The following is a 12839-nucleotide window of genomic DNA, read 5'->3' on the forward strand; positions in this document are numbered from 1 at the left end:
CTAATTGTAACTGTAACTTGTAATCGTCGTAAATCAGATTGTATAAATGATGAATCTCGTTTGGCTGGTACCATTTTTACCATTATTAGGTTTCCTGGTGAATGGATTGGGAAGAAGATACCTCTCCAAATCTCTGTCGGGTATTATAGGAAGCGGGGCTGTACTGGCGGCCTTTGTTATAAGTCTGCTAATCTTCCTTGAAGTAAGGCAGCCAGGATTCCAGGCCCAGGTGGTGAATCTGTTCGATTTTATTTCAGCGGGTAGTCTGCATATACCTTTTGCATTCCAGGTAGACCAGCTGAGCGCTTTGTTCCTCCTGATTATTACCGGCGTTGGTACGCTGATCCATATTTACTCTACTTCATACATGCATGATGAAACCAGCGAAGGATTTGCACGTTACTTTGCATATCTCAACCTGTTCATCTTCTCCATGCTTATATTAGTACTCGGTGCTAACTATGTAATGATGTTCATTGGCTGGGAAGGTGTAGGACTTTGTTCTTACCTGCTCATCGGCTTCTGGTATAAAAACACTAATTATAATAATGCTGCCAAGAAAGCATTCATCATGAACCGTATCGGTGACCTCGGCTTCCTGCTGGGTATCTTTATGATGATCGTGAATTTTGGTAGTGTTACTTTCCCTGAAGTATTTGAAAAGGCCGCCGCCCTGGGCGCACATAGCGCTGTGATTCCTGTTATCGCTATCCTGCTCTTTGTAGGTGCGATGGGTAAATCTGCACAGTTGCCTTTGTATACCTGGTTACCGGATGCGATGGCGGGTCCAACACCTGTATCTGCCCTGATCCATGCTGCTACGATGGTAACAGCAGGTATCTATATGATCGCCCGCAGTAACATCCTGTATACACTGGCCCCATGCATACAAACTTTTGTTGCAGTGATTGGTCTGGTTACAGCCGTACTTGCAGCATCTATTGCTTTAAAGCAGGATGATATCAAGAAAGTACTGGCTTATTCTACAGTAAGTCAGCTGGGATATATGTTCCTGGCGCTGGGTGTAGGGGCTTACACCACTGCTGTGTTCCACGTAATGACACATGCATTCTTTAAGGCATTATTGTTCCTGGGTTCCGGTTCTGTGATCCATGCAATGGGTGGAGAACAGGATATCCGCAAGATGGGTGGTCTGAAAAAATACATGCCCGTCACCAACATTACTTTCCTGATCGGTTGCCTGGCAATTGCCGGTGTACCTGGTTTATCAGGATTCTTCTCCAAAGACGAAATTTTGTCCAGCACATTTGAAGTAAATAAGATCATGTATGTGGTTGGTTTACTCACTGCGCTGATGACAGCCTTCTATATGTTCCGTTTATACTACATGACCTTCCAGGGTAAATTCCGTGGAACGCATGAACAGGAACATCACCTGCATGAAAGTCCGGGTGCAATGACCTTCCCGCTGATCGTACTGGCTATTCTTGCCGTATTTGCAGGATACATTGGATTACCGGAAGTATTTGGTGCAAAGAACTTACTTGCAGAATACTTAGCTCCTGTATTTGCACCTTCTGCACCATTTGCGGAAGTGCATCACCTGGAACATAATACTGAATGGTTGCTGATGGGATTAAGTTCCGTACTGGTGATCATTACCATCTTCCTTGCCCGTAGCTGGTTCCGTAACTATGAAGATACCGGTGTACAACGTACCGGTTTTGCCAAAGTGCTGGAAAACAAGTGGTATGTGGATGAGATATACGATGCTATCATCGTAAAACCCCTGATGGGACTGAGCCGTTTCTTTGAAGAGGCAATAGAAAAATCAGGAATAGACCGGTTGATAAATGGCGTAGGGCGCAGTGTATATTGGAGCAGCCAGCAGGTACGTTTGTTACAGAGCGGCCAGGTTGGTTTCTACATCTTTGCCATGGTGATAGGGATGGTTGTATTATTTGTGATCGGGTTTTTATTGAAATAAAAGGATCTAAGCGTAAGATAAATTATGTTGACAGTATTACTCATATTAATTCCTCTGGTTGCGGGCCTGGTCACATTTGGTCTGAAGGGGTCGGGCCCTAAAACGCTGGGTTTGATAGCATCTGTGGCTTCGCTGGCAGTAACAGTTGGCGCCTTATTCCAGTACCGGACAGCTCCGGAAAGCGTACAGTTTTCTGCCTGCTGGATACCGCAGCTGGGAGCCCGGTTTAGTGTAGGTCTGGACGGAATGGGCATGATGCTTTGTTTACTCACAGCCATCTCTTTCCTGCTGATTTTTGTTGTTATTTATGGACGGAATTACGAGCGTTCCAATAGCTTCTATGGTCTGATGCTGCTTTCGCAGGCGGGTCTTACAGGCGTATTTACCGCTTATGATGCCATGCTGTTCTACGTTTTCTGGGAACTGGCACTGATCCCGGTATACTTCCTTTGTTCTCTCTGGGGTGGGGAAAAACGTATTCCTGTTACTTTCAAGTTCTTTGTATACACCTTTACAGGTTCCCTGCTGATGCTGGTAGGTATCATTTACATCTACCTGCAATCGCCGGATAAATCTTTCAGTTATGCCAGCTTCACGGCCGGTAATATTGATGCACATGCACAGTCGTGGTTATTCTGGTTATTCTTTGCCGCTTTTGCGATCAAGATGCCGGTATTCCCATTCCATACCTGGCAGCCAGATACATACGAACAATCACCGACCCCTGTTACGATGGTACTTTCCGGTATCATGGTGAAGATGGGATTGTTCGGGGTGATGCGCTGGCTGTTGCCTGTATTGCCGAAAGGCGCTGATATGTGGTCAGATGCAGCGATCGTACTGTCTATTATCGGTATTGTTTATGCCTCCTGTATTGCTATCGTTCAATCTGATTTCAAACGCCTGATCGCTTATTCATCTATTGCGCACATCGGTTTAATGAGTGCTGCTATTTTTGCCAATAACGAACAGAGCTTACAGGGTGTGCTGATCCAGTTGTTCAATCACGGTATCAACATTATCGGATTGTGGATCATTGTTGAGATCATCCAGGACCGTCTGAAGGTAAAGAACCTGAACGACCTGGGAGGTATTGCACAATATGCACCCCGTATGGCTATCTTCTTAGTGATCATCAGTCTTGCAAATATCGGTTTACCACTTACCAATGGTTTTGTTGGGGAGTTCCTGATGTTCAGCGGTTTATTCCAGTTTAATCCCTGGTTTATGGCTGTAGCCGGACTCGGTATTATCCTGGCAGCAGTATATACGCTCAACATGGTGCAGAAAGTAATTTTCGGGCAGAGCAATCAGCTTACAGAAACTACTACAGATCTGAAGGGAAATGAATTACTGGTATTAACTGTAATAGTAGTACTCATCATTGCATTGGGAGTATATCCCAAACCCATGCTGGATCTGGTAAGCAGCACTACGGAATTGGTTAATAAGGTTTATTAAAAAGTTGTTTTCGTAACACAGGAATATGAATGCATTAATATTTACTGCTTTATCGGGTGTTGTAATGATGTTTGCGGGTTTATTTGTTCGCAATAAGCAGCACATTAAGTTTATTGCCATAGCGGCGTTGCTCATTACGTTCGGCGCTAACCTGGCAGAATTATCTACCATCGCAGCAGGCAGCCGCACCGTATATGGTATGATCACTATCAGTAATTTCAGCATATTGTTTAATGCTGTGGCATTTGGTGCTACTTTGTTATACTTCATGTTATCTGGTAGCGCGTTTGAGAAAGTAGGAGAACATGTTTCCGACTATTTTGCGCTGATCTTTTTTATCCTGTCCGGTATTACACTGGCGGTTTCTTTCAGCAGTTTATTAATGCTTTTCCTGGCAATAGAGATCATGTCTATTCCGCAGTACATACTGGCAGGCAGCGATAAGAAGAACCCGAAAAGTAATGAAGCTTCGCTGAAGTACTTCCTGATGGGTTCTTTCTCTACCGGTATCCTGCTGATGGGTATAACGCTCATCTATGGTGCTACAGGTACATTTAATATCAGTGACCTCGGATTGGGAGAAGGAGAAGTGAGCCCATTGGCACTTTGTGGTATCATTCTGCTGGCTTTTGCATTATCCTTCAAAGTATCTGCTGCCCCATTCCATTTCTGGACACCGGATGTATATGATGGTTCTCCTTCCGTATTCACATCCTTTATGGCAACTGTAGTGAAGGCAGGTGGTTTCATCGCTTTTATCCGCATTTTCCATGTCGCATTTGCAGGAGGGGCCCTCAGCGCACACTGGCAACTGCTGTTGTCTATCATTACCGCTGTAACACTGATCATTGGTAATTTCACCGCTGTGTTCCAGCAGAGTGTAAAGCGTATGCTGGCGTATTCCAGTATCGCGCAGGCAGGATTTATGCTGCTGTCTGTTATTGCACTGAATGACATGGCTACAAAAGGGATCATTCTGTATGCTGCTGCTTACAGCGTAGCGACGATCGGTGTGTTTGCAGTACTGATCAAATTAAAAGATTATACTTTTGATGGTTTCAATGGCCTGGCACGTACACAACCGCTGCTGGCTGTTACCACTACTATATTCCTGTTCTCACTGGCAGGTATTCCGCTTACCGCAGGGTTCTTTGCGAAATACTTTGTGCTGACAGCCGCCGTACAACAGGGTAACCTGCTTTGGCTGGTGATTGTTGCGGTGCTTTGTGCGGCTATCAGTGTATACTATTATTTCAGGGTGATCATTGCCATGTTCTTTAAACAGGGCGAACCGAAGACGTCGGAGATTACCGGCGGGTTTAAATTCATGCTGGTGGTGACTGCTGCCATCGTGATCATTCTGGGTGTATTCCCTGGATTATTATTACAGCTTATCTGATTATAACCTGATTGTTATAAAACGACAAAACCGGCCACATGGCCGGTTTTGTTCTTTGGTGGTGCTGCTTTTCAAACGACACGGTCGTTGTAAGATTATCATGCAACAGAGCTGCCGTGCATGGCGACCGCTTGAAAAAATTCTGCTTCTTTTTCTGTGATTCTATCCAATAACGTGAGCTGATTCCCTGCTCTTACCAGGTTATGTTTTTCATATTTTGCGCCGTAATAGGCATCATTATTCAGATAATCTGTTAAGAAACGGATACACTGCATGTATACCATGAACTGGCCTGCGTAAATCATATGTCTTATCTCTTCATGACTTAACTCTTCTTTCAACTCTCCCAGGTATCCGTCTACTATTGCTTTGAAATATGGTTCTCTGGCTTCTATCTTACTGAAATCCGCTTCTTCTTCATTCGCCGGCGACAGGTACGTACGCATCATATCTCCGAAATCACTGATGAAATAACCAGGCATCACAGTGTCCAGATCAATCACGCAAAGGCCATTACCAGCTTTATCAAACAGTACGTTGTTTATCTTGGTATCATGATGCATTACCCTAGTTTTGAAACCAGGATGCTGCTTGATCGTTTCAAAAGTAGCTGTGATGAACTGATACCGGCGTATGGCCTGGATGAGTGCCGCTGACTCTTTTATTCTCTCGGGATTACCATTTATTACTGCCTGTTCAAACTGTTCGTATCTCAGGGTGAGGTTATGGAAATCCGGTAAGGTCACCTGTATCGTATTGATATCTATTGCTGATAACAGACGGGTGAATTTCCCAAACTGACGGGCAGCTTCGAAGGCCAGGTCCTCACTCATCACCACATCATAACTCACAGAGTCTGAAACAAAGGGCTGTAAGCGGAAATACTCCCCATTTTCTGTAATTACCAGCCCTTTGTTGTCCAGTGTTTGTACTGGCATTACAAAGAAATAGCCGGGATGATGAAGGCTAAAGTGGTCTCCTATGTTTTGAATATTCTGTGCTATCAGCGCAGGTTTTTTAAATACCTGGTGATTGATACGTTGTAAGATATAAGAGCGGTCTCCACACGTTACTTTCCACGTGGTATTGATAAGGCCACTTCCGAAAGGCTGAATATTACATTCGTCCTCCACTAATCCGTAAGCTGCTAGTATCGTAGCCTGCATGTTTTTGGTTGAAATGATTACTGATATCCCAAACTTATGAAGAAGATTGATAGAAAGTAAACGCAAACGGTTGCGCAAATTTTATCTCCCTGGAGCAAGTACCAGACGGGAGTCGAGGGTAATGTTGTGGAAAGTGTCCGTTTTACCAGGTGCCGCCAGTAGTTCCAGTAATATTTCAGTGGCTTTCTGTCCCTGCTGATAGGGATATTGTTCTACAGAAGCGAAGGGAGGGTAAGCCATGTAACTACTGAGGGGAAGATTGGCGTAACTGACAAAGGTGATGTCTTTGTTGATTTCCAGGTGTTGTTCCAGGGCATATTGCACGGCATCCTGAGACACATAGTCATTAAAGGCAACAATGGCCGTAACCTTTCTTTTATGCGCCAGCAATTGCCGCATGGCAGCACGGGTGCCTTCTTTGGTGAGGTCTGAGGATACGATCAGGCTGGCGTCGAATTTTAACCGGCGTTTTTGTAAGGCCTGTTGATAGCCGCTGGTGCGTTGCTGACTGGCAATCAGTTTTTCCGGTCCGTTGATCATACCTATTACCCGGTGTCCCTGTTCGAGTAATAAAGAGACCGCCTGCAGTGTGCCTGACTGCATATTGCAGGCAACGTAGTGAATATCAGTAAGATTGGGGATACGGTCGAAAAATACTACCGGGATATCATAATGCTTCAGCATCTCAAAGTGGGAATAATCCGCTGTATTCTTGGCGATGGATACCAGGAGGCCATCTACCCGGTGATTTTTCATTATCTCCACGATCTTTTTTTCCCGGGATTCATCATCATGGGATTGCCCCAGAAGGACCATGTAATTATGTTTGTTTGCCGTATCCTCTATACCGCTGATGGCAGCGGAAAAGAAAGCTTCTGACAGCTCTGGCAATACAATACCTATGGTGAACGTCTTTTTTTGCTGGAAGAAGATGGCGGTCTGGTTAGGCTCGTAATGTAGTTCTTTGGCCAGTGCCTGTACCTGCATGCGGGTCCTCAGCCCAATACTTGGGTGGTCGTGCAGCGCTCTTGAGACTGTAGATTTAGCCAGGTTGAGCCTTTTTGCAATCTCCTTTATGGTTGTCGGGCCTTTTATGTAATAAAAGTAGCGGAAAAAAAGTTTTTATTAACTTTAAATCATGCAATCCCGTGACATCTTTTCCCTCGCATACCGCTCTGTAAGTGCAAATCGTTTGCGCGCAGGGCTTACCATTGCTATTATAGCTTTTGGTATTATGGCCCTGGTGGGCATATTAACTGCCATTGACAGTATGAAAGGCAGCATTTACAGCAGCTTTGCCAATATGGGAGCTAACAGCTTTTCCATACAGAGCAGGGCTCTGAGGATCCGTATGGGAAGGGACGATGGTCCTACCAAAGGGAATAAGAACGTAAAGAAGGTGAAAACCTCCAACAGTAATATTCCTATTACCTATGTGGAAGCCAGGGATTTTAAAGAGCGGTTTACTTTCCCTGCCTCGGTAAGTCTTTCCACGGTGGCGACCACTTCCGCTACTGTATACAGGGGAGAGAAAAAGACAAATCCCAATGTGCGCATGATAGGAGGGGATGAGAATTACCTGGAATCGTCCAGTTACGGGCTGAAGGAAGGACGTAACCTGAATGAGCTGGATGTGCAGTCGGGCCGTAATGTGGTCATCATAGGGGAAGATGTAGCTAAAAAGCTATTTGGGGATAATCGAAAGAACATTATTAACAGCAGTATACGGGTAGGGAATGTGCGTTACCGTATAGTAGGCTTGCTGGCAGTCAAGGGAAGCGGTGGATTTATGAGTGCAGATAATGTAGTGATCACTACGGTGAATAATACACGCAGGATCTTTAACAGGCCGAATATGTCCTACAACGTAGGCGTTTCCGTGAAAGATGTTACCAGGATGGATGCCGCAGTGGGCGAAGCTACGGGTCTGATGAGGATCATCCGTCACCTGCATCTTAATGAAGATGATAATTTCTATATCAGTAAGAGTGACAGTATTGCAGAAATGCTGTTCAGCAGTTTAAGCAAAGTGACATTTGCTGCCGGTGCAATTGGTGTTATTACATTGTTGGGTTCAGCTATCGGATTGATGAATATCATGCTGGTATCTGTAGCAGAACGTACACGTGAAATAGGGGTTAATAAAGCGCTGGGAGCTACCCGTTTTACTATTCGCCGTCAATTTGTATATGAGGCCATTATCATCAGTACTTTAGGGGGAATGCTGGGGGTATTCCTGGGAATGCTGGTAGGAAATCTTGTTTCTGTATTATTGAAAACCAGCTTTATTGTGCCCTGGTTGTGGATATTCCTTGGTATTATTACCTGTGCCGCGGTGGGATTGATTTCAGGTATTTATCCTGCTATTAAAGCCTCCCGGCTGGATCCTATTGTTGCATTACGTTACGAATAAAAACAGTTACCAACACTTAATACTTATTCATGGCCATATTAGTTGTTCTGCTTTCAATTTTGTTGTTGGTATTCCTCGTTGCTTATCTCCGGCTAAATACGTTTATCGCCTTCCTGGTCGTATGTCTGTTCATGGGGTTGGCGTTGAGAATGAAGATCGCAGATATTACCCAGTCTGTGCAGACTGGTATTGGTAAAACACTGGGATCACTGGTGATCATTATTGTGTTTGGCAGTATGCTCGGCAAACTGGTAGCAGAGAGCGGAGCAGCACAGCGTATAGCCAATGGACTGATGCATGTGTTTGGCCGTAAATATGTGCAGTGGTCGCTGATGCTGACAGGGTTTATCGTAGGTATTCCTTTGTTTTATAATATTGGTTTTGTGTTGATGGTGCCGCTTATTTTTACGGTAGCCGCCCGTACAAAACTACCGGCTGTATATCTCGGTATTCCTATGCTGGCGTCCTTATCGGTTACGCATGGTTATCTGCCTCCCCATCCTTCTCCCACTGCATTGGTAGGTACCTTTCATGCAAACATGGGTATCACATTATTACTTGGCATGGTAGTGGCCATTCCTTCCATTATACTTGCAGGGCCGGTATTCAGTCGCTTTCTTAAGAAATATACACAGGAGCCTGCACCGCTTTTTAACATTGCCGCATTACCGGAAGAGCAGTTGCCTTCCATGTTGAATAGTATCCTTGCAGCCTTACTGCCGGTGATTTTGCTGGCGGGTACTGCTTTACTGAAACTGGTGGTAGCACCCGGTAGCGTCTGCTTCAAAGTAGCGACCTGGCTCGGTGATCCTGTAATCGTGATGTTGCTGGCCGTATTTAATGGTATCTACATATTGGGATTACGCAGAGGCACACCTGTAAAAAAAGTAATGAGCTTGCTGGATGAAGCGATCAGGGATGTATCTGTGATCATCCTGATCATAGGTGGTTCCGGTGCACTGACGCAGATGTTACTGGACAGCAACGTGAGTAAGGTGATAGAAACCGGCTTTCGGAATATGCATATGAATCCGTTGTTACTGGCATGGAGTATTGCTGCACTGATCCGTGTAAGTGTAGGTTCTGCTACGGTAGCAGGGTTAACAACAGCCGGTATTGTAGCGCCTATTGTAGCGAGTTCTTCTATCAATCCTTCCCTGATGGTATTGGCAACAGGTGCAGGAAGTCTTATGTTCTCTCATGTGAATGACGGTGGTTTCTGGATGTTCAAGGAATATTTCAATTTATCAGTAAAGGATACTTTTAAAACCTGGACAGTGATGGAAACGATTGTATCTGTGGTAGGGCTGGGTGTTTGTCTGCTACTTAGTTTATTTGTATAATTATATCTTTAGTCTATAAAACAGTGAATTATATGTCAGCTACAGAAAATTTTAAAGCATTAGGATTATCATTACCACCTGCACCAACACCACTGGGTGTATATAAGCCATGTCTGGTAGACGGTAAATATCTTTATTTATCAGGACATGGTCCGGTACAGGATGATAAGAGCCTGATTATTGGTCGTATCGGTAGCGAGATGGATATTGAACAGGGTAAGCTGGCTGCACGTCAGGTAGGATTGACGATGTTGTCTACGATTGTTGCCAACATTGGCAGTCTTGATAAAATCAAAAGAGTGATCAAAGTATTGGGAATGGTGAATTGTACACCTGACTTTGGCCGCCATCCGTATGTAATAAATGGTTGTAGTGAACTGTTTGCAAAAATATGGGGTGAAGAGAATGGTATAGGCGTGCGTAGCGCGGTAGGTATGGGTTCATTGCCCGATAATATACCGGTAGAAGTAGAAGCGTTGTTTGAGTTATATTAATCTGACAATTATGCATTGGTACGAAGTTCATAACATCAACACTGTAGACTCCCCTGCGTTACTGGTTTACACAGAGCGTATGCGCGACAACATCCTGGCGCTGAAAGCAACAGTAAATGATGTACAGCGTTTACGACCTCACGTAAAGACCAGTAAAATGACAGAGGCCGTGCAGTTGTTGATGGAAGAGGGAATTCATAAGTTCAAGTGCGCCACTATTGCCGAAGCAGAAATGCTTGGCCTTGCGGGTGCAACTGATGTATTACTGGCCTATCAGCCGGTAGGGCCTAAAGTAAGCAGGCTGCTGGATATTGTACAGCAATATCCGGATACTAAATTCTCCTGTTTAACAGATAACAGTACCGCTGCAATTGCTATTGCTGCCTGTTTTGCAACTGCGGAACTGGTGATGCCGGTGTACCTGGACCTGAACGTGGGTATGAACCGGACCGGCATTGTTCCGGGAGAAGCTGCCCTGGCATTATACCAGGAACTGGAGCATCTGCCGGGTATCCATCCCCTGGGCCTGCATGCATATGATGGTCATCTGCATGATGAGGATGCTGCTGTGCGCAAGGAAAAATGCGACGCCGCATTTACGCCTGTGCAGGCGTTAGCGCAGGCTATCACAGACAGCGGATCACCTGCCCCTTTAATCATTGCAGGAGGAACACCGACCTATCTTTTTCATGCGGCACGCCCCGGTGTGGAATGCAGTCCCGGTACATTTATCTTCTGGGACTGGGGATACCGTCAGCATATACCGGAACAGGGTTTTGAATATGCTGCATTGGTAATAACAAGAGTAATCTCTGTCATAGATCAGGAACGTTTATGCCTGGATCTGGGACATAAATCTATAGCAGCGGAAAATCCGCAGCCACGTGTACATTTTCTGAATGTGCCGGGTGTAGAGATTGTATCACAAAGTGAAGAACACCTGGTAGTGAAAGTAGCAGATACATCGTTATACCAGATAGGTACCGTTTTCTACGGGGTACCTTATCATATCTGTCCTACCGTTGCTTTATACGAACGGGCAAATGTAATCGAAAACAATACCTGCATTGCACAATGGAAAGTTGTAGCGAGGGACAGGAAGATCATGATCTAAAAATAATAACATGTTTGCTATAGATGCGCACCTGGATCTTAGTATGAATGCAATGGAATGGAACCGTGATCTGCGGTTGCCTGTAAATGATATCAGGAAGCGTGAAGCGGGAATGACAGATAAGCCGGACAGGGCCAAAGGAGTGGTATCCTTCCCGGAGTTGCGCAAAGGTAATATCGGGCTGGTAGCAGGAACGCAAATCGCGCGCTATGTAGCTCCGGACAATCCATTACCGGGCTGGTTCTCTCCTGAGCAGGCCTGGGCACAGACGCAGGGACAGCTTGCCTGGTATAAAACGATGGAAGAGGAAGGGGAGATTACACCTGTCACCGACCTGGCATCTCTGGAAAAACACCTGGCATTATGGAATGATGGAACACCTAATACCAACAAACCTATCGGTTATATTCTCAGCCTGGAAGGAGCTGATTCTATCGTGAACGTCAGCTATCTTGAAAGGGCGTATAAGAATGGTTTACGGGCAGTAGGTCCCGCGCATTATGGCCCTGGCCGTTATGCACAGGGAACGGATGCTACCGGTTTTATGGGAGAGCGTGGACATGCCCTGTTAAAGGAAATGGAACGCCTGAACATTATCCTGGATGCTACGCATTTATGCGATGATAGTTTCTGGGAAGCACTGAAACATTTTAACGGACCAGTATGGGCCAGTCATAATAATTGCCGGGCGCTGGTGAACCATAACCGCCAGTTCTCTGATGACATGATAAAAGAACTGGTTAGCCGGGGAGCCGTGATAGGCGGTGCGATGGATGCCTGGATGATGGTACCTGGCTGGGTAAGAGGCGTATCAGAGCCGAAGGCAATGGGAGCTTCTCTGGATGTGGTGATCAATCATATGGACCATATCTGCCAGTTGGCGGGTAATACTTTGCATGTAGGGATTGGATCGGACCTGGACGGGGCTTTTGGGAAAGAGCAATGTCCTTATGACCTGGAAACTATTGCAGACCTGCAGAAGATCCCGGATCTTTTAAAGAAAAGAGGATATACTGATACCGATGTGGAGAATGTGATGCATGGTAACTGGCTGCGGTTTTTGAGAAAGGCCTGGGCTCAGTAATACAATTGCGATAATACATTGGTAGTATCATTATCTGCCGGTTTCAATGTCAGGAATCTGGCATACTGATCTGCGGTTAAAATACTTTTCAGCTTCCTGTAAAACCCGTTATGCATGCTATTCAGCTTTGTATCGTAGGTTTTGGGATTGCTGCCGGCCAGCGGGAGAATAAGGGAGCGCTGGTTGAGAAAAGCGGTTATCACTTCCGGTAACTTCGTTTTTTGTACATCTGTAAATGTCAGTGCTGTATTGAGTTTGCTCATTATGGCATTGACATTTCCCTCAATATTCTGCATAGGCGCCTGGGCAAAACTCTGTTGCGCCGGGGTAATGATCGCAAAAATGCATACAATCAGGGCAGAGATCCACATAGTTTTCATACAAAAGGACTTTATCAGGAAGTTACTTTATTTACCC

General features: G+C 45.2%; 11 protein-coding genes. 8 read left to right on the top strand and 3 right to left on the bottom strand.

Translation table 11 applies throughout. The annotated features are described in order from the left end of the window. Positions 1-46 precede the first annotated feature (46 nt). From nuoL to GO495_RS01460, 3 genes are read left to right on the top strand one after another with little or no spacing between them, the layout of a single operon-like run. Complete coding sequence (gene nuoL / locus GO495_RS01450) at positions 47-1948, top strand: NADH-quinone oxidoreductase subunit L (protein WP_157297931.1); 1902 nt, start codon at positions 47-49, stop codon at positions 1946-1948. Positions 1949-1972: 24 nt separating this feature from the next. Continuing rightward, on the top strand, positions 1973-3409 hold the full coding sequence (locus tag GO495_RS01455) for a complex I subunit 4 family protein (protein WP_157297932.1): 1437 nt from the start codon (positions 1973-1975) through the stop codon (positions 3407-3409). Positions 3410-3434: 25 nt separating this feature from the next. Continuing rightward, positions 3435-4808, top strand: coding sequence for an NADH-quinone oxidoreductase subunit N (locus tag GO495_RS01460; protein WP_157297933.1), 1374 nt, complete (start codon positions 3435-3437; stop codon positions 4806-4808). Between the two features lie 98 nt (positions 4809-4906). On the opposite strand, the gene GO495_RS01465 is transcribed toward GO495_RS01460, so the two are convergent. Both GO495_RS01465 and GO495_RS01470 read right to left on the bottom strand, forming a co-directional pair. Then, positions 4907-5974, bottom strand: coding sequence for a phosphotransferase enzyme family protein (locus GO495_RS01465; RefSeq protein WP_157297934.1), 1068 nt, complete (start codon positions 5972-5974; stop codon positions 4907-4909). Between the two features lie 81 nt (positions 5975-6055). Next, positions 6056-7069 carry a LacI family DNA-binding transcriptional regulator gene (locus tag GO495_RS01470; RefSeq protein WP_338075373.1) on the bottom strand — a complete coding sequence of 338 codons (1014 nt, stop codon included), beginning with the start codon at positions 7067-7069 and terminating at the stop codon, positions 6056-6058. A 43-nt stretch (positions 7070-7112) separates the two neighbouring features. Here GO495_RS01470 and GO495_RS01475 point away from each other — a divergent pair, with 43 nt between their 5' ends. Genes GO495_RS01475 through GO495_RS01495 form a run of 5 tightly spaced genes read left to right on the top strand, consistent with a single transcriptional unit; the run spans position 7113 to position 12422 of the window. Beyond that, a complete protein-coding gene (locus GO495_RS01475; protein ID WP_157297935.1) occupies positions 7113-8387 on the top strand; it encodes an ABC transporter permease in 1275 nt (424 codons plus the stop codon). A 29-nt stretch (positions 8388-8416) separates the two neighbouring features. Continuing rightward, entirely contained in the window at positions 8417-9730 is a 1314-nt protein-coding gene (locus GO495_RS01480) for a gluconate:H+ symporter (protein ID WP_157297936.1), read from the top strand. Between the two features lie 32 nt (positions 9731-9762). Continuing rightward, a complete protein-coding gene (locus GO495_RS01485; protein ID WP_089779611.1) occupies positions 9763-10224 on the top strand; it encodes a RidA family protein in 462 nt (153 codons plus the stop codon). A 10-nt stretch (positions 10225-10234) separates the two neighbouring features. Continuing rightward, complete coding sequence (locus GO495_RS01490) at positions 10235-11338, top strand: D-TA family PLP-dependent enzyme (RefSeq protein WP_157297937.1); 1104 nt, start codon at positions 10235-10237, stop codon at positions 11336-11338. Between the two features lie 10 nt (positions 11339-11348). Continuing rightward, positions 11349-12422 (top strand): dipeptidase, encoded by a 1074-nt coding sequence (locus tag GO495_RS01495; RefSeq protein ID WP_157297938.1) that lies wholly within the window; start codon positions 11349-11351, stop codon positions 12420-12422. Here GO495_RS01495 and GO495_RS01500 read toward each other — a convergent pair. Continuing rightward, complete coding sequence (locus GO495_RS01500; protein WP_157297939.1) at positions 12416-12802, bottom strand: hypothetical protein; 387 nt, start codon at positions 12800-12802, stop codon at positions 12416-12418. The genes GO495_RS01495 and GO495_RS01500 overlap by 7 nt on opposite strands. Positions 12803-12839: the final 37 nt, after the last annotated feature.

Origin of the sequence: Chitinophaga oryziterrae (genome assembly GCF_009758125.1) — a bacterium.
GTDB classification, from domain to species: Bacteria; Bacteroidota; Bacteroidia; order Chitinophagales; family Chitinophagaceae; genus Chitinophaga; species Chitinophaga oryziterrae.